This window comes from Psychrobacter sp. JCM 18900 (assembly GCF_904846625.1).
GTDB lineage: Bacteria > Pseudomonadota > Gammaproteobacteria > Pseudomonadales > Moraxellaceae > Psychrobacter.
Genome location: NZ_CAJHBL010000003.1, coordinates 178,171 through 199,133 on the forward strand (window position 1 = coordinate 178,171; position 20,963 = coordinate 199,133).

At 42.9% G+C, this 20,963-nt stretch carries 15 protein-coding genes and 1 riboswitch; of the genes, 11 read left to right on the forward strand and 4 right to left on the reverse strand.

Going from position 1 to position 20,963, the window contains the following annotated elements; all coding sequences use genetic code 11:
• Positions 1-212 precede the first annotated feature (212 nt).
• Both JMX96_RS06380 and JMX96_RS06385 read left to right on the forward strand, forming a co-directional pair.
• On the forward strand, positions 213-1,061 hold the full coding sequence (locus JMX96_RS06380; RefSeq protein WP_201568157.1) for an EamA/RhaT family transporter: 849 nt from the start codon (positions 213-215) through the stop codon (positions 1,059-1,061).
• A 175-nt stretch (positions 1,062-1,236) separates the two neighbouring features.
• Positions 1,237-2,127 (forward strand): fructose bisphosphate aldolase, encoded by an 891-nt coding sequence (locus JMX96_RS06385; protein ID WP_201568158.1) that lies wholly within the window; start codon positions 1,237-1,239, stop codon positions 2,125-2,127.
• Positions 2,128-2,228: 101 nt separating this feature from the next.
• On the opposite strand, the gene JMX96_RS06390 is transcribed toward JMX96_RS06385, so the two are convergent.
• Complete coding sequence (locus JMX96_RS06390; protein WP_201568565.1) at positions 2,229-5,846, reverse strand: autotransporter domain-containing protein; 3,618 nt, start codon at positions 5,844-5,846, stop codon at positions 2,229-2,231.
• A 331-nt stretch (positions 5,847-6,177) separates the two neighbouring features.
• Positions 6,178-8,292 (reverse strand): phosphomethylpyrimidine synthase ThiC, encoded by a 2,115-nt coding sequence (gene thiC / locus JMX96_RS06395; RefSeq protein ID WP_227676955.1) that lies wholly within the window; start codon positions 8,290-8,292, stop codon positions 6,178-6,180.
• Between the two features lie 248 nt (positions 8,293-8,540).
• Positions 8,541-8,685, reverse strand: a riboswitch (TPP riboswitch).
• 292 nt (positions 8,686-8,977) lie between these two features.
• On the opposite strand from thiC, the gene pstS reads away from it, so the two are divergent.
• The 5 genes from pstS (at position 8,978) to phoU (ending at position 14,185) form a co-directional block, all read left to right on the forward strand.
• Positions 8,978-10,144, forward strand: a complete 1,167-nt coding sequence (pstS, locus tag JMX96_RS06400) for a phosphate ABC transporter substrate-binding protein PstS (protein WP_201568159.1) — start codon at positions 8,978-8,980, stop codon at positions 10,142-10,144.
• Between the two features lie 209 nt (positions 10,145-10,353).
• Positions 10,354-11,307 (forward strand): phosphate ABC transporter permease subunit PstC, encoded by a 954-nt coding sequence (gene pstC / locus JMX96_RS06405; protein WP_102091376.1) that lies wholly within the window; start codon positions 10,354-10,356, stop codon positions 11,305-11,307.
• A gap of 61 nt (positions 11,308-11,368) precedes the next feature.
• Complete coding sequence (gene pstA / locus JMX96_RS06410; RefSeq protein WP_201568160.1) at positions 11,369-12,274, forward strand: phosphate ABC transporter permease PstA; 906 nt, start codon at positions 11,369-11,371, stop codon at positions 12,272-12,274.
• A gap of 172 nt (positions 12,275-12,446) precedes the next feature.
• On the forward strand, positions 12,447-13,283 hold the full coding sequence (pstB, locus tag JMX96_RS06415) for a phosphate ABC transporter ATP-binding protein PstB (protein ID WP_201568568.1): 837 nt from the start codon (positions 12,447-12,449) through the stop codon (positions 13,281-13,283).
• A gap of 119 nt (positions 13,284-13,402) precedes the next feature.
• The gene (gene phoU, locus JMX96_RS06420) at positions 13,403-14,185 is read left to right on the forward strand and encodes a phosphate signaling complex protein PhoU (protein ID WP_057757817.1); all 783 of its coding nucleotides are present in this window, start codon (positions 13,403-13,405) and stop codon (positions 14,183-14,185) included.
• A gap of 99 nt (positions 14,186-14,284) precedes the next feature.
• Here the strand turns inward: phoU and JMX96_RS06425 are convergent, their stop codons facing one another.
• Positions 14,285-14,575, reverse strand: coding sequence for an oxidative damage protection protein (locus JMX96_RS06425; RefSeq protein WP_057757820.1), 291 nt, complete (start codon positions 14,573-14,575; stop codon positions 14,285-14,287).
• A gap of 317 nt (positions 14,576-14,892) precedes the next feature.
• Entirely contained in the window at positions 14,893-16,266 is a 1,374-nt protein-coding gene (gene argH / locus JMX96_RS06430) for an argininosuccinate lyase (RefSeq protein WP_201568570.1), read from the reverse strand.
• A gap of 332 nt (positions 16,267-16,598) precedes the next feature.
• Between argH and JMX96_RS06435 the strand changes: the two genes are divergently transcribed.
• From JMX96_RS06435 to JMX96_RS06450, 4 genes are all read left to right on the forward strand, one after another.
• Positions 16,599-17,531 carry a histidine kinase gene (locus JMX96_RS06435; RefSeq protein ID WP_227676956.1) on the forward strand — a complete coding sequence of 311 codons (933 nt, stop codon included), beginning with the start codon at positions 16,599-16,601 and terminating at the stop codon, positions 17,529-17,531.
• Positions 17,532-17,860: 329 nt separating this feature from the next.
• Positions 17,861-18,598: a LytR/AlgR family response regulator transcription factor gene (locus JMX96_RS06440; protein ID WP_102078269.1), complete on the forward strand. Its 738-nt coding sequence runs from the start codon at positions 17,861-17,863 to the stop codon at positions 18,596-18,598.
• 228 nt (positions 18,599-18,826) lie between these two features.
• A complete protein-coding gene (gene hemC / locus JMX96_RS06445) occupies positions 18,827-19,861 on the forward strand; it encodes a hydroxymethylbilane synthase (RefSeq protein WP_201568162.1) in 1,035 nt (344 codons plus the stop codon).
• Positions 19,862-19,958: 97 nt separating this feature from the next.
• Entirely contained in the window at positions 19,959-20,945 is a 987-nt protein-coding gene (locus JMX96_RS06450) for a uroporphyrinogen-III synthase (RefSeq protein WP_201568163.1), read from the forward strand.
• Positions 20,946-20,963 lie beyond the last annotated feature (18 nt).

Here is a 20,963-nt window from a genome sequence, read left to right on the forward strand (position 1 = left end):
TTATAACCTTGGTCACAACCATAATAAATAGATTGCTGTGGAAAACATATTTTGTTACATTCTACATCCAAACTTATTCATGGTTTAAATGTTGCTTTTATAAGTATGATTTCATTGCAAAAATCAGCTGATTAGCAGGGATTTAATTTAATGGTTTTTATCAATATACAAACAGTAATAACTCAACATTGAAGTTCAAAAGGTAGCAGTGAATGATGTATTTAATAATAGCGGTGCTATGTAGCGTCGCTGTCTCAGTACTTTTGAAGATATTGCGCCAGAAAAATATAGATATTCGTCAGACTATCGTGGCAGGCTATCCTGTGGCTTTTTTACTGACTTGGGTATTACTAAAACCTGATGTAAGTGCCATTCATGCGCTTGATAGCGCTTGGGGCATCATCATCGCACTTGGGATACTATTACCTGCCGTATTTATCATTCTGGGACGAGCCATTGAAGCGGTGGGGATGGTAGCAACCGACGCGTCTCAGCGCTTATCACTCATTATTCCCATCGTAGCAGCTTTTTTGCTATTCGGTGAGGTGCTGACTGGTACACGTATACTTGGACTGGCGTTAGGTTTTCTGGCATTAGGTGCGCTCGTCTATCGACCACAACATAACGATATTACTCGGCAAGCAAAGCATACGCCACTGTGGTTATTCGGGGTATGGGCAGGCTACGGCATTATTGATATCTTGTTCAAACAAGTTGCCAAACAGGGTGCGGCCTTTCCGTTGACTCTACTGGTTAGCTTCGGGGTAGCAGGTGTATTGCTTTTAGTATATTTACTTGTCACAGGGGTACGTTGGCAAAAACAAGCGCTTATGACAGGCTTGCTGCTCGGCACATTAAACATGGGCAATATTTATGCTTATGTACGAGCACACCAAGTGCTGCATGACTCTCCTAGTATTGTTTTCACTGGTATGAATGTCGGTGTTATTGCCGTAGCCATATTGATTGGCGTAGGTGTATTCAAAGAGCAGTTGAACCGTATCAATATAATAGGATTATTATTGGCAGTCTGCTGTGTAGGGGTACTGTTTTTGGCGTAATGCACACTGTCCAACAGTATTGGTTTCATAATTTTCACCCTTATTGTCACGTATCCTATATAGGCATACTAATCATCCTATGATAAGGTTATCTACAAATAACAGGGCTTGTATGGAATAAAAAAGCTTAGTTTATTATGTTCAATTTAACCAATAAAAATAGGATGCAGGCTCAATGGAATACGATAAGCAATTACAGCGTATAAAAAATAGTTCAGGTTTTATTGCTGCTCTTGATCAAAGTGGCGGCAGCACACCGAAAGCGTTAGAGACTTATGGTGTCAACAGCGACGACTATGATAATGATGAGGCCATGTTTGATTTGGTTCATGAAATGCGTGCTCGTATCATGACATGTGACTGTTTTGATAGTGAGCGTGTACTTGGTGCAATTTTATTTGAAGACACCATGGAGCGCGAAGTCAACGGTAAGTCGACGGCCAATCACCTATGGGAAGATAAAAATATCGTACCATTTTTAAAGGTAGATAAAGGTCTGGCTGAGCAAATGAGCGGCGTACAAGTTATGAAGCCGATTCCGAATCTAGATCTATTATTAGACAAAGCAAAGAACTATCCTGTATTTGGTACTAAAATGCGCTCAGTCATTTATGAGCCAAACGTCGATGGTATCGAGCTTGTGGTACAGCAGCAGTTTGATGTGGCTAAGCAGATTATTTCAAAAGGCTTTATGCCTATTGTCGAGCCAGAGGTCAATATTGACAGTGCACAAAAGCATGATTGCGAAGTGTTGTTAAAAGCCGACATCCTACGTAACCTTGAGCGTTTGGGCGACGAGCAGCAAGTGATGCTCAAGCTAACATTGCCTGAAGAGGTTGGGTTTTATCAGGAGCTGATTGATCATCCTAAAGTGCTCAAAGTAGTGGCGCTGTCTGGTGGTTATAGTCGTAGCGATGCTTGTACCAAGCTTAAACAAAACCCAGGTATGATTGCGAGCTTCTCGCGTGCCTTTACCGAAGGCTTAAGTAAGCAACAAAGCGATAGCGAGTTTGCTGAGACCATTAATGCTTCAATTGAAGAGATTTATGAAGCGTCAAAAGTGTAAAACCAAATCTGTACTAGTAAATTTAAGTCAATAATACAAAAAAAGCTTGAACCTAATATGATTAGATTCAAGCTTTTTGCTTTTTATAGATATACTAAGCTTTAGAAGGTTGTTTGTAAGGACACATTAGCGCCTTGACTGTCGTAATTATCACGCCACTCACCACGATAACCTACAGATAGCTTAGTATTGATGGTTGGTGTATAGCTCAAACCAATACCTGCAATACCAATTTCGCTTCCAATTTCTTGACCAATGGTAGTGAACTTATCATTAGGCATACTAATAAAGCTTGCCGTAACATCAGATCGACGGTCACCATTCTCAACAGCAGCAGCCAATTGACCAGTCAGTGCAATCGCTGGTGTTAGAGCCTGCGATAAACGTAGTCCTGCAGTCCAACGCATTGACTCATAGGTATTTTCATCAACGTTCAGATTGTAGACACCAGCCCCTGTTTCACGATAGCTGTCGCTCTCGGCACGCGCATAGTCTACCTGAGCGAACGGAGTAACATTACGCTGCTGAGTACCAATACGATGAGCAACTCCTAATCCTGCTTGTAAGGTATCAACAGAATAATCAGATTGTGCAACAGCATCTGTCAGTATGGTCATACGACGTTCACCTTCGACATCGCTCTTACCTAGACCTGTATGGAAATTTAGATCAGTTGCATCGCTTACAGCATAGTTACCGTAGCCAAGCACTTGCCAATTATTGGCGGTTAGCTCCTGATCAAGACTAGTGCCATCGGTATCAGCATCGCTCTTGATATAAGAAAACGCAACGCCCAGATTAAGATCACTATTAATAAGGGTGTCTAATCCTACAATGGCACCATATGCTTTAGAATCATAACCAGTAACACCTTCTTCTGCATCATGGCTACCGTTATTGCCAATTAGCTGAGCCCAAAGGTTACGTTGAGGAACAGTCTGGCTATGTTCCTGAATAGCATCAGATGCTGCATAATTAGCATCAGTAATGATACGGTTGGTCGCGCCCATAAATAATGGCTGCAACTGGTTGGCAGCTGTAGCAAGCTGAGACTGATTAAAGTTGAGGGTCGAGCTAATCAAACTATCAGCCAACGCATTATCACCGTTTGTCACACGATCTTGAATGGCTTTGTCTAATACATAAGCGATGCCTATGTCATTTCGATTAGAACGACTGATCACTGATTGAAGGAACGTTGTATTGGTTACTGGTGGCTCAGGTGTAACTACTGGTGGCTCAGGTGTAACTACTGGCGGTTCAGGTACAACAACAGGTACTATCATTTTGAGATTTACAGCATCAGCATTACTATAATCTGCTTCAAAGCTCACCAATGGACTGTTATCATTGATAGCAGTGAATTCACCAGTACGACTGCTTGCGCTAATAATATCTGTCCACTCATTACTACCAGTCATTTTTGTCACAGCTTCTGATGCATCGACTTGCAACTGACCCTGACTAATGTCAGCAGCACCTGTCACAACTAGTTGACCATAGTCATCAAGACTATTTAAGCTAATACCTAGTATTTCACCATCACGCATGGTGTAATCGCCGTCTAGACTAAGTGTACCTTGTTTAATGTTAGTAGCACCTGTCCACTGTTTGGCAGTAGTCGCCATCGCTAGCATGCCAGTACCTTTCTTGGTAAAGTCACCTGCACCAGTGATAACAGCACCACCGCCTGCTAGCATAGTATTTTCGAATAAGCGCGCATTAAATCCAGCGGTATCAATTGTACCGCCGCCTGCGCCTAAATTAATGAGGTTGTCACCCGTGAAGTTTCTGAATAATTCTGGCTGAAACTCTGTCAGTTCCAATGTACCATTGTCAAAGTTGACTTCCGATTTTGCAGAGTTCTCAAATCTTTCGATATTTTGAGTATTTACGACGCCATTGTTAACGACATTTAATGTACCGCTGCCAAAAGCACCTACAACAGTGATGGGCGCGATCAAAGTAGCATTATCTACTGTCAATTCACCTACTGCATTTGCGCCTTCAGTATCGGAGCCACCGAGCTGCAACTGACGAGTCACTTCTAGTGTACTTTGATCAGTAACATCAACTTGACCTTTACCTCTAGCAGCAGCCCCTACAAAAAGATCCATTGTAGACACTTTGGTGTCTTCTCCACTGATTTCTAAAAGGGCAGTTTCAAGCTCGACTTCAGGTTGAGGTTCAAGTGGAAGTTCAGACTCGAATGGAAGTGTAGAGGTACCAATATATACAGCTTCCGCGTTGTTCCATTGTGCACCGCTTGCCAATGATACTTTTGCATCTACGCCAGCAAATGAACCAATATAAGCGTTATTAGAGTTCAGAACTGCTTCGTTAGTAATATTAATTTCATTAACAGCATCAACAGCATCAACAGCATCAACACTAATATGAGGGCCATTGTCATAGCTACCTATACCCGCATATAGGTCGTTTACAGTTAGTGATGAACCATTACCACTAACGTTCACGATACTCTTACTAGCAGTGCTATTAAGGTTGTTATAGTCCTCTGAGCCTATATATAGAGTGCCTGTTTCAGCCGTACCGCCATTTTCTATGGTAAGTGTACTCGCCCCTGAGTTTCGAGATCTAATAAGCACACTTTCTTGAACCTTCAGAGATGAGCCTACACCATCAACGTTGACACTAGTCTCGCCAGTTGTTATTGGCTGATTACCTTGATCATAATAACCATATGAGGATATATCTAGAGAATTTGCTTCGGCTGTGCCGCCATTTTTTACGGACAGTGTACTCGTCCCTGAATATTCAGAGGAAATACGCACATTTTCTTGAACTTTCAGAGATGAGCCTGCACCATCAACGTTGACACTAGTCTCGCCAGTTGTTATTGGCTGATTACCTTGATCATAATAACCATATGAGGATATATCTAGAGAATTTGCTTCGGCTGTGCCGCCATTTTCTACAGTAAGCGTGGTTTCTGAATTTCTAGAACCAATCGAGAGCCAGTTTTGTGCCTTCAGGGATGAGTCTAAACCATCAATTTTGACACTGGTAACAGCAGGTGTTAATTGATTGTTTTCATCAAAATCGTTAAATGAATATATTTCTAGACGGCCTGCTTCAACCGCGCCACCATTTTCTACGGTAAGTGTGGTTGTTCCTGCATTTCGAGAGTATATATTTAGAAAGTCTCGAGCCTGTAGTAATGACTCTGAACCATTTACATTAATTCTGATATCACTAGATACTTGTTGGTCAACTGGGCTGTAGAAGCCATTTGTATATATATCGTTAGCTTCTAAACGGCCTCCAGCTTCAATATCTATTAATGCATTGTTACTTATGAAGAACTGGTCAGTCTGTACTACTCCGTTGTCTGTAATCAGAAGACGTGAAGGTATCTCTTGATCACCATTCATCTGCATAGAAGAATTGGTATTCACATCATCATCATTATTCTTCAGAATGGTGCTATCATTTTTCACGATATCGTCAACGATAGTATAGCCATTACCCACAATGTTTACTGCGCCATTGTCATAGGTGATGGCATGAGTCACACTGGCTATACTCAGTCCGAGCACGCTAAACAGAGCAGTTGATAATGCGCGTAAGGCAAAATTGTTGTTTGAAGTAGAGGTTGATGATTTACCAGAAGATTTGCCACAAGTTTTGGCAAGTTCAGATACGCACTGATAGACACCTAAAGAATGATTAAAGACAACACGATAAATATGATTCATGCTTTTACCCTGAATGTTAACTAACGGAAATGTTAGTGTTTCTTACGGATATATTACTTGATATATAATAATTGTCTATTTTTATTTGTCTGGATACATATTATTTATAGGTTGTACTAGCCTTTTTTATACTCTGTTTTTATCTGAAATAGATAAGATCTATCTCGCCCAAATAGTACCTACAAGGATTTATCTATATTTGAGTTCATTCTAAATAATGGTATAAAAGCATTGTCACTGAATGTGAGATTACAAAAAAGCCCTACTAGATAAGTATGCAAATACTCAAATAGTAGGGCTTTTCTTATTTCAAAAGTATAGGTTATTAACCCTACACCTCTTTATATAACTGACGTCCTTCGTTGTTATATTTTTTAGTCATTTCAGCCATGCCTTGGCGAATTTCCTCAGCAGTGGCTTCACCAACTTGTCCGACGAGTTCTGTATCTACCTCTTTGATTAGGTGACCAGCATCGGTTAAGTCGCCTGTTTGCGGCGTTACTTTTTGGTTAGCGGCATCTTTATCTAGTCCCGCTGCATATTCACGCACGTTTTGAGTGATTTTCATTGAACAAAACTTAGGGCCGCACATGGAGCAAAAGTGTGCCGATTTGTGTGCGTCTTTTGGCAACGTCTCATCATGATATTCGCGTGCAGTATCAGGATCGAGCGCTAGATTGAACTGATCATCCCAGCGGAATTCAAAACGGGCTTTAGATAGTGCGTTATCACGTGCCTGTGCTCCTGGATGACCTTTAGCAAGGTCAGCAGCGTGTGCAGCGATTTTATAAGTGATAATGCCGTCTTTGACGTCTTTTTTGTTTGGTAGGCCTAAGTGTTCTTTTGGCGTGACATAGCACAGCATCGCTGTACCAAACCAACCAATCATGGCAGCTCCGATGGCGCTAGTGATGTGGTCATAACCTGGGGCGATGTCTGTCGTTAATGGCCCTAAAGTATAGAAAGGCGCGTCCGCACAAAGCTCAAGCTGCAAGTCCATGTTTTCTTTGATGCGGTTCATCGCGACGTGTCCAGGGCCTTCGATCATCACCTGTACATCGTGTTCCCATGCGACTTTGGTCAATTCACCAAGCGTACGTAGCTCACCGAACTGTGCTTCATCATTGGCATCTTGCAAGCAACCAGGACGTAGGCCATCACCTAGACTAAATGCGACATCGTACTGTTTCATAATTTCGCAGATATCTTCGAAATGCGTATATAAAAAGCTTTCTTTGTGATGGGCTAGACACCACTGCGCCATGATAGAACCACCGCGTGAGACGATACCTGTCAGACGTTTTGCGGTAAGTGGCACATAGCGTAATAGCACGCCAGCGTGGATAGTAAAGTAATCTACGCCTTGCTCTGCTTGCTCGATCAACGTATCACGGAATATTTCCCATGTAAGGTCTTCAGCGACGCCATCTACTTTTTCTAATGCTTGATAAATTGGTACGGTACCAATCGGCACAGGAGAGTTACGGATTAGCCATTCACGAGTTTCATGAATGTGATTGCCCGTTGATAAATCCATGATGGTATCCGCACCCCAACGTGTTGCCCACGTCATTTTGGACACTTCTTCATCGATAGATGAACCCAACGCTGAGTTACCGATATTGGCATTGATTTTCACCAAGAAATTGCGCCCGATGATCATCGGCTCAGACTCAGGGTGATTGATATTGTTTGGGATAATTGCGCGTCCAGCCGCCACTTCATCGCGAACGAATTCAGGAGTAATGATTTGAGGCGTATTGGCACCGAAGCTTTCGCCATCGTGTTGACGCATATCGGTCAGTTCATGCTGCTTTTGCGTTTCGCGTATGGCGATATATTCCATTTCAGGAGTGATGATGCCTCGGCGTGCGTAGTACATTTGCGTGACGTTCTGTCCTGCTTTGGCGCGACGCGGTTTATCAATATGAGCAAATCTAAGGTTAGCAGTACTGATATCGCGGGCACGCGCTTGTCCGTATGAGCTAGATAGGCCGCTTAGTTGCTCGGTATCACCGCGTTCTGCGATCCAGTTCTCACGCAATTTTGGCAATCCACGTGTTAGGTCAATATCGACATTAGGGTCGGTATATACACCTGAGGTGTCATACACATAAAACGGCGGATTATGCTCACCGTCTTTATCTCCAGTGCCACCAACAGGCGTATCAGCCAAGCTGATTTCACGCATCGGTACTTGGATGTCAGGTCTTGAGCCTTCGATATAGACTTTTCTTGAGGCAGGTAAAATACGGTGCAAGTCGCGCGCATCTTCTTCGAAACGGGCATCACTTGCGGCACGGTGAGCAGGGGTTTTTAGCGCATCTGCTTTTTTATCTGCTTTGACGTTGGTCGTGTCAGCAGCATTAAAAGCAAGCGTTGAGTTGTCGGCTGGGTTATGCGTTTGGGCTTTCGGTGCAATTGAGGTGGTGTCTGCAGTAGTCATATGCTGTCCTAGCGTGTTGGTTTTTGAATAAAATCAACACCGCCAGTATCTGCGGGGGTAGGCATCCATCATCTAGACAAGTTTATATCATGAACCCACAACTTCGACCAAAAAGTATCGTCGCGCATGGTGCTCATCAAATATTGGACGCAGCTTTATATCCTCTCTTCTTATCTGGTTATGCATCACGCATATTAAGACAGTAGTGACGATAAAAATGTATTTCTACGCGCCCTTTGTCATAAATAACAAAGTGCTTAAGACTTCCCTGCGTCGGTACTAACCGCATCAGGTTCGGCGGGTGATCTCTCAGCGAATGTATTAAGGCGACTACTTCAATAAAGCAAGTTTAATAAAGTGAGTCAAAAATACACCGCACCCCGAGTCTGTCAGTGTTGTAAATCAGCCTTTATACTAACAAAATTCTGTACCAACGGCTAATAGTATTTGGATACAAATATTCTGTGCCACACATACTATTCAATATTTTCGTGAATAATTTTTTGAGTGTTAATAAATGAAGATGCTTAGTATTATTAGGTTGTAGACAAATTATTCAAATATTATGTAAAGCGAATGAAGGATTCTAGAAGTTGTCATTAAACTGTCATAAAGATTTGGCAAGATAACACGCATATCACAAGCAATGCTTTTTTATACCGTTGTTAAACTTCAGGAGTCCTACATGCGTTATTCGTTATTAGCAGTGGCCGTCAGTTGTACATTAATGCTTACGGCGTGTAATAAGTCAACAGATACGGCGGAGCCAACTGCTGATACTAGCAGTAGCGCTGTGACAACAGCTGAAACAACCTCTCAGACAGCATCTTCTGCTACGTCAGATTTTAAATCTGCTGAAAATATCGCTATGAATATTACAGGTGCAGGAGCGTCGTTCCCGCAGCCTATCTATGCGAAATGGTCATATGACTACAACGCTGCGACCGGCGGCCAAGTCAACTATCAGTCGATTGGCTCATCTGGTGGTATCAAACAAATTCAGTCGAAAACAGTAGATTTTGGTGCTTCTGATGCCCCAATGACGCCTGAAGAGTTAGACGAAGCAGGTTTGATCCAGTTCCCAACAGTCATCGGTGGTGTTGTACCAATCGTCAACATTGATGGTGTTGAGCCTGGTGCATTGAAACTAGACGGCACAACGTTGGCTGATATCTATTTGGGTAAGATTAGCAACTGGAATGACCCTGCGATTAAGGCGATGAACCCAGATTTGACCTTGCCAGATGCCCCAATCACAACAGTATTCCGCTCAGATGGTTCAGGTACGACTTTCAACTTTACTGACTATCTTGCCAAGGTTTCACCAAACTGGAAAGACACTGTTGGCGTTGATAAAACCGTCAAGTGGCCGACTTCTGCTACTGGTGCAGGTGGTAAAGGTAACGAAGGCGTCTCAAGCTACGTAAACCGCATGAAAAACTCTATCGGCTATGTTGAGTATGCTTACGCTAAGCAAAATAAGATGTCACATACTGCGCTGAAAAACGCAGCTGGTAACATCGTACAGCCATCTGCTGAGACGTTTGCTGCGGCAGGTGATATCGACTGGTCACAACAAGAAGGCTTTTATAAAGTCATCACCAACTCTGAAACTGACCAAGCATGGCCTATCGCTGCTGCGACCTTTATCTTGGTACATAAGCAACCAGAAAATCCTCAGCAAGTCGCTGGCGTATTGAACTTCTTTGACTGGGCTTATACCCAAGGTGATGACAGCGCCATGGAACTAGACTACGTACCATTCTCTGATACGGCAGTAGCCTTGTTCAAAGAGAAGTGGAACGAAGTGAAAGGTAGCGATGGACAGCCTGTCTACAAGCCAGCTCAGTAATTTGTTTCTGCTAAATACGATTTAGCAACCGACAAGTTATCCTCTCGAATAACTATTCTCCGGTAGTTGTTTGAGAGGTTTTAACACAGCAAATTTGATGAATACATCCCGATAGATATGGTTACTCATACCATTTAAGTTTGTTGTGTTAAGACCTGATATACATCTTTTTAATATTTCGATTCATCCCATTCAATGCTGAGACACTTATGACAGACTTAAGGTCCCAACTGGCTAAACAAAAACGTTACGACGCTTTATTTGTGAACTCTACTAAAGCGTTTGCCATACTCGTCCTCCTATCTTTAGGGGGCATTTTGGTGTCTCTAATTGTTGGAGCATGGCCGAGTATTCAAGAGTTTGGTTTGGGATTTTATACCAGCAATAACTGGGATACGGTCGCCAATGAATACGGGGCATTAGCGCCTATTTACGGCACCTTAGTCACGTCATTTATCGCTATTGTTATCGCGGTTCCAGTCAGTTTCGGTATTGCGATATTTTTAACCGAGATGTGCCCTAAGTTCCTCAAAAAACCACTTGGTATCGCCATTGAGTTGTTGGCTGGTATCCCATCTATCATTTATGGTATGTGGGGATTGTTCGTATTTGCGCCATTCTTTGGTGATCACATTCAGCCATGGTTCATTGAACACATCGGCCCTTTGCCTATTATCGGTAAACTGTTTGCAGGTGCGCCTATGGGACTGGGTATGTTTACCGCCTCCCTAGTACTTGCCATTATGATCATACCGTTCATCGCTGCCACCATGCGTGATGTTTTCTCTGTCGTACCAGACTTACTGAAAGAGTCAGCATATGGTATGGGCGCGACGACTTGGGAAGTTATGTTCAAGATTATCCTGCCTTATACCAAAGCTGGTGTCGTTGGCGGCGTAATTTTGGGACTGGGTCGAGCATTGGGTGAGACGATGGCAGTTACTTTCTTAATTGGTAATGCGTTTAATATCAGTCCAAGTCTATTTACTTCTGGTGTGACGATTACCTCGGCCTTGGCCAATGAGTTTGCTGAAGCGTCTAGTGAGCTACACCTTGCGTCTCTACTACATCTAGGCTTAATCTTATTTGTCATCACTTTCATTGTGCTGTCTTTAGCAAAACTAATGCTCATGCGCATGGATCACAAAGCAGGTAATCGATAAATCTGTTACCGATTTATTGAACCTTGATAGATATTGATAAAAGATATGGGAAATAAATATTATGCCTGCTAACAATGCGATCAATGCACCACTACCTACTAAGCCAAACGGCGCTACCCGCTACAATCAAAGCCTTTATAACAAGCGTCGTTTGACCAACAAGTTAGGTCTGGGTTTTGCTATGTCAGCGATGGTTTTTGGCCTGTTTTGGTTGTCATGGATTTTGGTGACTTTGTTTGTTGAAGGCTTCCAAGGTATGGTGCAGCTACCAATCTTTACCGCCGATACGCCGCCACCGATGAGTGCAGGCGGTTTACGCAATGCTATCGTTGGTTCGGTCATGTTGGCTTTTTCAGGATTGTTTATCGGTGCACCTATTGGTCTTATGACAGGTATTTACCTATCTGAGTTTGCTAAAGGCAGTATGCTGGGCAAGGTCACACGCTTTTTAAATGATATTCTATTGTCAGCGCCATCGATTGTCATCGGTCTATTTATCTATGCACTGATGGTAAAAGGTCAAAGTTTCTCTGGTTGGGCAGGCGCGTTGGCATTGGCATTGATTGTTATTCCGGTGGTCGTACGTACGACAGAAAACATGCTGAACTTGGTACCGAATAGTCTACGCGAAGCAGCCTATGCGCTAGGTACTCCTAAATGGAAACTGGTCACTCAGGTAACTGTGAAAGCTGCGCGCGCGGGACTGACCACAGGTGTGCTATTGGCTTTTGCTCGAATCACTGGTGAGACAGCACCGTTACTATTTACCGCACTTAACAATCAATACTTCAGTACAGATATGGGTCAGCCTATTGCTAACTTACCCAACACCATTTACCAGTTTGCGATGAGTCCTTATGACAACTGGCATACATTGGCTTGGGCGGCAGCACTACTTATCACAGCATCTGTCCTAGTGTTGAATATTTTGGCAAGATTTATCGGTGGTAGAGGTCAGCCCAAATAAGGGCTGAGAGCAGACCAGACTGTAGTACGCTACACGCTAAGCATTTACTTAAACTTATATGAAATTAATTGAGCTAGGTTGAAATATTATGAATGATGTCCTAAGCAACGTCCGTACGAATACGACTGCTGACAACTTTAATACGGCAACAGGTAGCCTATTAAATAGACCCATGTCTACTAGCGCCCAAGCTCAGCAACCAAACACTGCTGATTTTAATAAGCAAACGATTCAAGATATTCCTAAGAATATGCCTGCTGCAAAAATGGAAGTTCGAGATCTAAACTTCTATTACGATGATTTTCAGGCATTAAAAAACATCAATATCGATATCGCTGATAAAAAAGTGACCGCTTTTATTGGTCCTTCAGGTTGTGGTAAGTCTACGCTACTACGTACCTTTAACCGTATGTACGATCTATATCCAGGTATGCGCGCAGAGGGCAATATCAATTTAGATGGCAAAAACATCTTGGGTAAAGACATCGATGTGAACTTACTGCGTGCACAAGTTGGCATGGTTTTTCAGAAGCCAACGCCGTTCCCGATGTCAATCTATGACAATGTTGCCTTTGGCGTACGACTATATGAAAAGTTGAGTAAGGCTGAGCTAGACAATCGCGTGGAGTGGGCTTTGAAAAAATCAGCACTATGGCCAGAAGTAAAAGACAAGCTAAAAGCATCAGGACTGTCGTTATCAGGTGGCCAGCAGCAACGTCTGTGTATCGCTCGTAGTGTGGCGACCAAGCCTGAAGTACTGTTGCTTGATGAGCCGACATCAGCACTGGATCCTATCTCGACGGGTGCTATCGAAGATTTGATCGAAGATCTGAAAAACGACTATACCATCGCTATCGTTACTCACAATATGCAGCAAGCGGCACGCGTATCTGACTATACGGTCTATATGTATCTAGGCGATATGATTGAGATGGGGGAGACCGATCAGATATTCACCAAACCTACCCAAACCGCGACAGAAGACTATATTACAGGTCGTTATGGCTAACATTGATTGAGATTGAAATCGGTACAAGCAGACAAAGCTGATTAGTATGTCATAGGCCGAATTTCTAAATTCATAGGCACACTGCGCTATTAAAATATAGATTCTAGGGAATACCTCTCATGCAAAGTGATAAGCATATCTCCAAAAGTTTCGACCAAGATCTTGATGAAGCCATCCGTTTATTTTTATACATGGGTGATAGCGCGGCTAACCAAGTGGCCAAAGCCATCCATGCTCTTATCGATAAAGATGAAACACTGGCGCAAGAAGTCATCGATATGGATTTCGATATCAATCGAATGGAAGTCGAACTCGACGAGCACATTTTATTATTGGTCGCCAAACGCCAGCCAGCAGCCAGTGATTTGCGCTTAGTCATGTCAATCAGTAAAGGTGTGGTTGATTTGGAACGTATCGGCGATGAAGCGGTAAAAATTGCGCGAATGGCTAGCAAAATAGCGGCAGAAGGTAAATCAGCATACGGCTACGCTGAAGTTCAGCATCTGAGCAATCAAGTTCGTCTGATGCTAAACAACTCGCTAGAAGCTTTTAGTCAATCGAATGCGGAACAAGCGTTTGAAGTGATGCGTAATGATAGCGCGGTCAATACCGAATATCAGTCAGCCATTCGTGCTTTGATGACCTATATTATGGAAGACTCGCGTCATGTATCAAAAGTCATCAATATCATGTGGATATTACGATCGCTTGAGCGTATCGGTGACCATGCACAAAATGTCGCAGAGCTAGTGATTAACTATATCAGTGGACAAGACGTACGCCATTCAGACTATGCCATGGTCGAAAAAGCGGTACAAGAAGCCAATGACCGATTGGCCGCTCGTCAAGTTAGTACATTGTCAGCCAATGAGCTTGAAACGTCAGACAGTGATGAAGGCTGATAAGAATGACTGTGATCTTCACCTTATAATAAAAAACGCGCTATAGTGAGCGCGTTTTTTTATGATTATTAAATATTGCTACTAGGAGGCAAGTACATCCTAGCTTTCTGGTGTCCAGCCTTGTGCGCGCTCATAGTCTTCATTGTCTAAGAACTTATCACGCTGCTCTGTTAAAAACTTTTTGGCAGCAGGATCCATCATGCTTAGATGGTTTTCATTGATAAGCATCGTTTGATGCTCAAGCCATTCTTTCCACGCCTTTTCCGAAACGGTCTCTTGCAGCTCTTGACCTTTTTTATTAGGGAAGGGTGGATGCGGCATCTTTGGTAAATCTTGCTTATATTTACGGCAAAACACAGTATTTGCTTGAGGATTAAAAGTCTCAGTCATAAGGCATTCCTTATTCATTATATTAAGTGATTAAGTCAAATATCATATGAGTCTATGATAACGGTCTTGGTAGATTTAGCAAAGGGTACTAATGTATATCGTCAAGCCTCTATCCATTTGTTATAAAATCTCTGGTAGTTGGTCTATAACAAATACTATCTGCGTTTAATTTTTTTATTGAAATTTTCAAAGCTAGTGATATTTTGAAAATGACATTGGCCAAACCAGTAGAGGTCATAGGACAAATAAAAACACCCGCATAAGTAGCGGGTGTTAAGTTTAAATTAGCAAGTTGGCTGTTATTTGCAAATTAATGATTAAGCAAAGGCTTTTAAGCGGGCACGGCCATTAACCACCGCTTGCTTGACTTGGTTTGGCGCAGTGCCACCCAAATGGTCACGAGCTGCTAATGAGCCTTCTAGCGTTAGATAATCAAAGACATCCTCACCGATAGCATCGCTAAATTGCTGTAGCTGTGCCAATGATAAATCACTTAGATCAACACCTTCTTTGATGCCTAAAGCAACAGCATTACCAACCACTTCATGGGCATCACGGAATGCCACGCCTTGACGTACTAAGTAATCTGCCAAGTCAGTTGCAGTTGCATAGCCTTTCATCGTAGCAGCACGCATGCTTTCTTTGTTTGGTGTGATATTCGGTAGCATATCAGCAAATGCTAATAGCGAACCTGTTAACGTATCAACACAGTCAAACAAAGGCTCTTTGTCTTCTTGATTGTCTTTGTTGTAGGCGAGTGGCTGGCTCTTCATTAGACTAAGTAAAGTCATCAGCTGACCAAAGACACGTGCCGCTTTACCGCGTACCAACTCAGGTACGTCAGGGTTTTTCTTTTGCGGCATAATCGATGAGCCTGTACAGAAGCGATCTGGTATCTGCACAAAATTAAATTGTGCTGACATCCAAAGAATAATCTCTTCGCTCATACGCGACATATGCATCATCAAGATAGAAGCCGCTGAAGTAAACTCAATCGCAAAGTCACGGTCTGAAACGGCATCGAGTGAATTTTGACAAATACCTTCAAAACCTAGCAATTCAGCAGTGATGGTACGATCGATTGGGAAAGTCGTACCAGCAAGCGCTGCACCACCAAGTGGCATCTGATTGATACGGCGACGTGCATCGACAAGACGCTCAGTATCGCGATACAACATCTCAAACCAAGCCATCACGTGATGCCCAAAGCTAACAGGCTGTGCTGTTTGCAAATGAGTAAAGCCTGGCATGATAGTAGCAGTATGTTGCTCAGCCAAATCAAGTAAACCACTTTGCAAACGTACTAATAACTCAATAATATTATCAGTCTCTTCGCGCAACCATAGGCGAATGTCTGTGGCTACCTGATCGTTACGGCTACGACCAGTGTGTAGCTTTTTACCAACGGCGCCTATAATGTCAGTCAAACGTGACTCGACGTTCATATGCACGTCTTCAAGGGCGATCGACCAGTTAAACTCACCCGCCTCAATCTCGCGCAATACTTGCTGCAAGCCATCAATAATAGTGGCAACTTCATCAGCAGTTAAAATGTCACATTCTTTTAGCATCGTTGCATGAGCAATCGAGCCTTGAATATCGTGACGAGCAAAGCGCTGGTCAAAGCCTACAGAAGCAGTAAAGGCGGCAACGAAGCTATCTGTCGCTTCACTGAAGCGTCCACCCCACATTTGTTGGCCTTGGCTACTAGCAGGCGCAGTCTGCGTTCTGGTACTTGTTATAGGAGCATCTGTGCTAAAATCAGAGTCAGATGAACTTTTACTTGATTCAGGATTACTAGGTTTTGAAGAATTGGCGTTCATATCGGTACAAGACAAGTCAAAAGAATAAGAACTCGAGTATAGCAAATGATGAGGTTGCCTTACTAGCTACACGCTTAGAGTTTTTTATTCCTAAACTCATGGAGATCATGAGGCCTTGGCAGTGGCTGACATATATCTTTTTTTGGTCCTTGTTCCTAACGGTAATGGAGCGCCATAGCCTAGCCACTTGGTCAGATTTCATGATTCAGTTTCTACGTAGTTTCACCCAAAACGCTCTGACGGTTATCCCCTCACTGTATTTAGTTGACTATCTACGCCCTGCTTTTAAAAACGCCAGTATTCTTAGCGTAAGTATGCGGATTGTACTGTTACTGATGTTTGCTGCTGCAGTTTCGATGGCGTTAGTCACATTATCTATGATTAATTTCGGTTGGCTAACATATGATAGTCGCACGTTTGTATTGAATATCGTGCTCAATACAGTGTTGTCTGGTGGTTTTACGACTGTGTTTCTGTTATATTTTTTGCGTAGCTACCGTGAGCTTAATGCACTTAAGCTGTCCTTTGAATATAAATTGACTGCGCAAAACGATCTAATAAAAGCCCGTACGGCTCCGCACTTTTTCTTTAATACTATCAATACACTCGTATCTCTGATTGAATCGAACCCGCCCAAAGCCGCTGACTTATTACAGCATGTCTCTGCACTATTCCGTGCTAGTTTTAGCGGTACACGCGAGATTAGCTTTGAAGAAGAGGTCGATCTCTGTGAGCATTATTTGGCAATCGAATCTAGTCGTCTGGCAGACAAGCTCGAAGTCAATTGGAAGTTACCTGAAGAAGATATCATGTACGACATGGTTATCACTGCGCTAACGCTACAAAGCGTGCTAGAGAAAATACTGCTCAATGTGGTAGAGATGACGACAGAAACTATCTGCATCAATATCGAAGTTACGTGGGAACAACACCGAGTCAAAATTATGATTGATGTTGCGCTTCCCAAAAAGACATTAATTATCAATCATGATTTGCGCCAACATATGAATTTCTATATTCAAGCTGATCGTTTGCGCGCCCATTTTGGACAAAGTGCTGATATTCAAAGTTCGGTAGCCAGCACCCAAATTATCACCATCATCGACTATCCTCTACAAGACGTCGGTTTATAACCTACTGTTCTTTATTAGCTTTCTCCATTTTTTCAACTCCTAAAAGCCTATGTGGCATACTTATTGCAGAACCATGTATAGACGTCATAATTTATGTTTGATAAATAATGATTACGAATCAGTAATATCATAACTACCGTGAAACACAATTACACCATATAAAACCTACCTATAGCAGGAGTATATTGTCCGCTATAAAAACTGGTAGTTTTCGTCAGAATTTTATTAAATAATTTAGATTTTATATTCTAAGTGATTGATAATGAGTGCTAATATAGCCGTAATACTATTGAAAAAAATATTAAGTATGTCCTTGGATGGGAGTTTGCATGCGTATCGTAGTTTGTGATGATGAGCCCCTAGCGCGTGAGCGCTTGGTGAGAATTGTACAGGAGTCAGGCCATGAGGTAGTTGCTCAGGCCACAACCGGTGCAGAAGCCATTGTCGCTGTAAAAACCCAGCAGCCAGATATCATATTATTAGATATCCGAATGCCTGAAATGGACGGAGTGCGCTGTGCTCAAGAACTTGCCAAACTTGAGCATCCACCAGCGATTATATTTGTGACGGCATACGACCATTATGCGATCGCAGCGTTAAAGGCCAATGCAATTGGCTATTTGCTGAAACCTGCAAACAAAGATGAGCTACTAGAGGCATTAAACAAAGCAAAGAACCTAAATGCCGCTCAACTAAACGAAATTCGCAAGCTTGAAGACCCGACAGCACGTCCGATACGTGAACATATCGCTGCTCGTACGCATCGCGGTGTTGAACTGATTAAACTAAAAGATATCTACTATTTTGCAGCAGATCAAAAATACGTCAAAGTGCGTCACAAAGATGGCATGGTATTGATTGATGAAACGCTAAAAGAGTTAGAGCAAGAGTTTGATGATCGTCTGTTCCGAGTACATCGCAATGCCATCATCAACCTTAGTTATTTGGACTTTTTAGAAACCCTAGACGCAGGCCAGTATCAGATACGTTTTAAAGGTATTGATGAGACGCTAGCGGTCAGTCGTCGTCACTTACCTGCCTTACGTGATAAAATTCAAAGTATGTAATAGGCTGTCCTGATAGCGACCAATCATTCCATATCATCAAACCCTTATTTATGCTTAAATAGGGGTATTTTTTTGCGTCAGCATCTACTATTAATCATTTGAGTCGCCTATTCTTTGGCAAATTTACCCTATCGAGTAATATCGATATTATTCAGTATAAAGATGAACAGTACTGACATAGGGACTATAGCCATTATAGTATTAGTATCGAACTTATTGAGGCCCTTTATGAGCAATCCGCAGCAACCTGTTTTGACTACTCTAAATATCGCTACACGTCAAAGTCCTTTAGCCTTATGGCAGGCTGAGCATATTCGTGATCGATTATTGACGTTGTATCCTAATCTGACGATTAATTTACTGAAAATTGTCACTAAAGGTGACAAGATTTTGGACACACCTTTGGCCAAAATCGGTGGCAAAGGATTGTTTGTAAAAGAGCTTGAACAAGCGCTGTATGATAAACAAGCCGATATTGCAGTGCACTCACTAAAAGATGTGCCGATGCAGCTTCCCGAAGGCCTCACATTAGGCGTCTACTGTAAACGCGCCTCACCAACAGATGCCTTTGTCTCTAATACTTATAATAATATTGATGAGTTACCACAAGGTGCAGTCGTTGGGACATCAAGTTTACGTCGTCAATGCCAGATCAAAGCCTATCGCCCTGACCTGCAAATCAAAACGTTGCGTGGCAATGTCGGCACTCGTTTGGGCAAGCTGGATGCAGGTGAATACGATGCCATTATTCTGGCAACGAGCGGCTTGCAACGTATTGAGCTGGACGAGAGAATACGCGGTGAGCTTGATATCGCGGCTTGCTTACCTGCAGTTGGACAAGGAGCCTTAGCGATCGAATGCCGTGAAGGCGATGAAGAAGTCCTCAAATTACTTGCACCACTCAATGATGATAAAGCCCGTATTCGACTTATCGCTGAGCGCGCGCTGAACCGTCATCTAGAGGGCGGTTGCCAAGTACCGATCGCCGCTTATGCAGTTTTGCAGACAGCTGAAGAAACCAGTGTTAATAATGATAACAATGGTGATAATGGCAATAACGACAGCGGGAATGTGCTGTGGCTACGTGGACGAGTGGGTCAGGCCGATGGTAGCAAATTATTAAAGGCAGACAAACGAGCTACGTTGGTTGGGACACAAGCCGAGCAAGAAGCCCAAGCCAACCAATTGGGTATCGATGTCGCAGAAATGCTGCTTGCTGATGGCGCTGGCGATATCTTATCAGCGATTTATCATCCTGAATAATACGTCAGTATTTTTATTGGCTGAATCATCACACCCTTACTGTTTATGTTGATGGGTGGTTAAGCCAACTTTATCAGTCTTTTGTCATGGTACATCTATGTCATCGTCAATTTACGCCAAATCTGTGCATAAAGGTCAGGCAACGGATGCTCATCTGTTGCTACCACAAGTCGTTATCAATACTCGCCCAGTAGAGCGAGCAGCACCTTTGACTCAGTATTTACAAGCGGCAGGATTGACAGTAGTTGATATGCCAATGTTGACGCTACGACCACGTCCAACAACTGATCTAGATATTGCATTAATGCATCAGTGGATGGCGGGGGAATACAAAGCGCTTGTTATTGTCAGTCCAACTGCTGCGGCTTCGGGGCTAGCAGTTTGGCAGTCACTCGACCATAAATATAAAGAGCATGAATACAAAGTAGAAGACAGTACTGACAAGTACGCACAGAGTTCACTAGAAGGCTTGTCATTACCTAGTCCTCTGGTTGCAGTTGGTGAAGCAACGGCGGCAGAGTTCAGTCAGGTGCGTATAGATACGACAAACTATCAAATACTTCAGCCTGAGACGGCCAATAACGAAGGCATGCTAGCAATGCCTGAAATCGATAGTTTACAAGCAGGCGATAAATTGCTGATATGGCGCGGGCTTGGTGGACGACGATTATTGGTTGATACATTGCAGGCGCGCGGTGTACATATTGATAGTATTGCGTGGTACGAGCGTACGATGCCTATCGATGCAATGGCTGAGTATCAGCAGTGGCAACAAGCATTTCTTACTCATAGTACTACGTCATCACAGCAGCCAAAGCCAATTGTCGTCATCAGCAGTGCGGCAGCTTTTGAGCATTGGTCAAATATCGTCAATGACGACCAATCAAAGACGTTAGACAAAAAGCAAAATACGGATGCAGTGGCTGATATAGCAGAGCGGCCTTCGCTTACGCTAAAAGACTTTTCTTACGTTGTGTTGGGTGAGCGTCTTGCCAATATGGTTGCAGCACAGCAGTTGAGCTACTGGCGAGTAGAGGATTTATCGCCAGATACGATTCTCTCAGCTATTAATTCCAAAATATAATACCTTAAACTTCTCATT

Excerpts from the sequence above, each read along its gene's own strand:
- JMX96_RS06440 (WP_102078269.1), top strand. The coding sequence starts at position 17,861 with ATGCGTATCGTAGTTTGTGATGATGAGCCCCTAGCGCGTGAGCGCTTG.
- pstC (WP_102091376.1), top strand. The coding sequence starts at position 10,354 with ATGACAGACTTAAGGTCCCAACTGGCTAAACAAAAACGTTACGACGCT.
- JMX96_RS06385 (WP_201568158.1), top strand. The coding sequence starts at position 1,237 with ATGGAATACGATAAGCAATTACAGCGTATAAAAAATAGTTCAGGTTTT.
- pstS (WP_201568159.1), top strand. The coding sequence starts at position 8,978 with ATGCGTTATTCGTTATTAGCAGTGGCCGTCAGTTGTACATTAATGCTT.
- hemC (WP_201568162.1), top strand. The coding sequence starts at position 18,827 with ATGAGCAATCCGCAGCAACCTGTTTTGACTACTCTAAATATCGCTACA.
- thiC (WP_227676955.1), bottom strand. The coding sequence starts at position 8,292 with ATGACTACTGCAGACACCACCTCAATTGCACCGAAAGCCCAAACGCAT.
- JMX96_RS06380 (WP_201568157.1), top strand. The coding sequence starts at position 213 with ATGATGTATTTAATAATAGCGGTGCTATGTAGCGTCGCTGTCTCAGTA.
- JMX96_RS06435 (WP_227676956.1), top strand. The coding sequence starts at position 16,599 with ATGATTCAGTTTCTACGTAGTTTCACCCAAAACGCTCTGACGGTTATC.
- JMX96_RS06450 (WP_201568163.1), top strand. The coding sequence starts at position 19,959 with ATGTCATCGTCAATTTACGCCAAATCTGTGCATAAAGGTCAGGCAACG.
- JMX96_RS06390 (WP_201568565.1), bottom strand. The coding sequence starts at position 5,846 with ATGAATCATATTTATCGTGTTGTCTTTAATCATTCTTTAGGTGTCTAT.
- pstA (WP_201568160.1), top strand. The coding sequence starts at position 11,369 with ATGCCTGCTAACAATGCGATCAATGCACCACTACCTACTAAGCCAAAC.
- pstB (WP_201568568.1), top strand. The coding sequence starts at position 12,447 with ATGTCTACTAGCGCCCAAGCTCAGCAACCAAACACTGCTGATTTTAAT.
- JMX96_RS06425 (WP_057757820.1), bottom strand. The coding sequence starts at position 14,575 with ATGACTGAGACTTTTAATCCTCAAGCAAATACTGTGTTTTGCCGTAAA.
- phoU (WP_057757817.1), top strand. The coding sequence starts at position 13,403 with ATGCAAAGTGATAAGCATATCTCCAAAAGTTTCGACCAAGATCTTGAT.
- argH (WP_201568570.1), bottom strand. The coding sequence starts at position 16,266 with ATGTGGGGTGGACGCTTCAGTGAAGCGACAGATAGCTTCGTTGCCGCC.